Annotated in this window: 1 protein-coding gene; it reads left to right on the forward strand. The window is 71.0% G+C overall.

The window, feature by feature from the left end; genetic code table 11:
- Positions 1-2,451 (forward strand): non-ribosomal peptide synthetase (locus tag G9373_RS45015; RefSeq protein WP_167121286.1); only part of this gene is annotated, 2,451 nt, incomplete at both ends.

Here is a 2,451-nt window from a genome sequence, read left to right on the forward strand (position 1 = left end):
GACCGACCCCGACCCACCCACCGCACCCACCACGGGGACCGGGTCGCGTTCCGCATCGGACGGGACCTGCATCGGTCACTATCGACGCTCGCGCGGCAGAACAACTCGACGCTCTTCATGGCGATCCACGCGCTATTCGCTGTCCTCCTCGCCCGCCTCAGCGGCAGTTCCGACATCGTGATCGGCACCCCCGTCGCCGGCCGCCCCGATCCCCGGCTGGACCAACTCGTCGGCATGTTCGTCAACACACTCGTCCTCCGGACCCCGGTCGACGGCTCCCGGTCGTTCACCGAGGTACTCGACCGCACCAGGGACGTCGACCTCGGTGCCTTCCTCCACGCCGACCTGCCTTTCGAGCGCGTCGTCGAGGCCGTGGACCCGCCGCGGTCGACCTCCCGCTCACCGCTGTTCCAGGTGTCCCTCGAATTCGAGAGCGTCCTACGACCCGAGATCACGCTGCCGGACCTGACCGTCACGGTCGCGGAGTACACGCCGCCCGTCGTCAAGGTCGATCTCGAACTGGTGGTCGCCGAGACGTTCGACGAGTCCGGTACCCCGGACGGGATCGCCGCCGGATTCACCTACGCCACCGACATCTTCGACGCCGCGACCGTGCGGGGCTTCGCCGATCGTCTGACCCGTCTCGTCGCGGCGGTCGTCTCCGACCCCGACGACCCGGTCGGGGATCTGACGCTCGGCGACGAGGACGAGGACGCATCGGTCTCCGGACCGCCCGGCCTCCCGGCGCGGGTGTGGCCCGACCTGCTGGCCGGGGCGGCGGAGCGGCACTCCGACCGGGTGGCCGTGTGCGACGCCGGTCGCACGCTCACCTATCGCCAACTCGACGCCGACTCCGCGCAGTTCGCCCGGCTGCTCATCGCTCGGGGCGCCGCACCGGAAAGGTTCGTCGCCCTCGCATTGCCGCGATCCCTCGCGTGGGTCCGCGCCGTGTGGGCGGTCGCCCGCTCGGGTTCGGCGTCGGTACCCGTCGACCCGACGTATCCGCCCACCCGGATCACCCACATGCTCGACGACTGCGGAGCGGTACTCGGCGTCACCGTCGCCCGGTACCGCACACAGTTGCCGGACACGGTCGAGTGGCTGGTGCTCGACGATCCCGACCTCGAGACGCAGATGCGGCACCTTCCTGCCACCCCGGTGACCGACGTCGACCGCGCGGGTCCGCTGCACCCGGACAACCCCGCCTATCTGATCTACACGTCCGGATCGACCGGCACTCCGAAGGGGGTTGTGGTGTCGCATCGGGGTCTTTCGAACCTGTTCGAGCAGGAACGTCACCACCTGCAGGTCACCCCCGATGCGAGGGTCTCGCATCTCGCGTCCCCCAGTTTCGACGCGGCGCTGTTCGAGTTGACGATGGCGTTCTGCGCGGGGGCGCGGGTCGTGCTCGTCCCCCCGCTGACGTATGGCGGTGCGGCGCTGGCGGATATCCTGGCCGGCGAGCGGATTACCCACGCGTTCATCACCCCGACCGCGCTGGCATCGCTCGATCCGACGGGGCTCGACTCGCTGCAGGTCCTCACCGTCGCCGGTGAACCGTGCCCGGCGGACCTGGTCCGGCGATGGGCGTCCGCCCGGCGCATGCTCGATGCGTACGGTCCCACCGAGACGACGATCTGGTCGCATGTCAGTGAACCGCTGGCACCGGCGGAACCTGTCACCATCGGGCGCCCCGTCCGCGGGTTCACCGCCTCCGTCCTCGACGCCCGGCTGCATCCCGTTCCCCCGGGCACCCCGGGTGAGCTGTACCTGGCAGGGCCCGGCCTGGCCCGCGGCTACCACGCCCGCCCGGCCACGACGGCGACCCATTTCGTCGCCTGCCCGTTCGCCGCCCCCGGGTCGCGGATGTACCGCACAGGTGACCTGGTACGCACCCGGCCCGACCTCACGCTCGAACACCTCGGGCGCACCGACTTCCAGATCAAGGTGCGCGGATTCCGGGTCGAGCCGGGCGAGGTCGATTCGATCCTCGCGGCGCGCGCGGACATCGGTTTCGCGGCCACCGTCGGGCGAACCGGACCAGACGGGGAACCGATACTCGTCACCTACGTCCGCGGTGCGACCGGCGCGGACGTCGACGCGAGTGCGGTGCGCACGGCGTTGTCCGCGCAGCTTCCGCCGTACCTGGTTCCCGCCGCGGTCGTCGTACTCGACGAGGTGCCGCTCACCCCGGCCGGCAAGCTCGACCGCTCGGCCCTCCCCGAACCCGAGTTCGGCCCCCGGCCCGAACGATTCCGTGCCCCGTCCACGGCAGTGGAGCGAGCCGTCGTCGAGGCTTTCGCGAAAGTCGTCGACACCGGCGAGGACCGCGCGATCGGAGTGGACGACGACTTCTTCGCGCTCGGCGGCACGTCACTGTCCGCGGTCCGCGTCGCCGCGGACCTGCAGCGGCGACTGGGCCGGCCAGTTCCGCTTCCCGCCCTCTTCCTC

Origin of the sequence: Rhodococcus sp. A14, from assembly GCF_011603105.1 — a bacterium.
In the GTDB taxonomy this organism is placed as follows: Bacteria; Actinomycetota; Actinomycetes; order Mycobacteriales; family Mycobacteriaceae; genus Rhodococcus_F; species Rhodococcus_F opacus.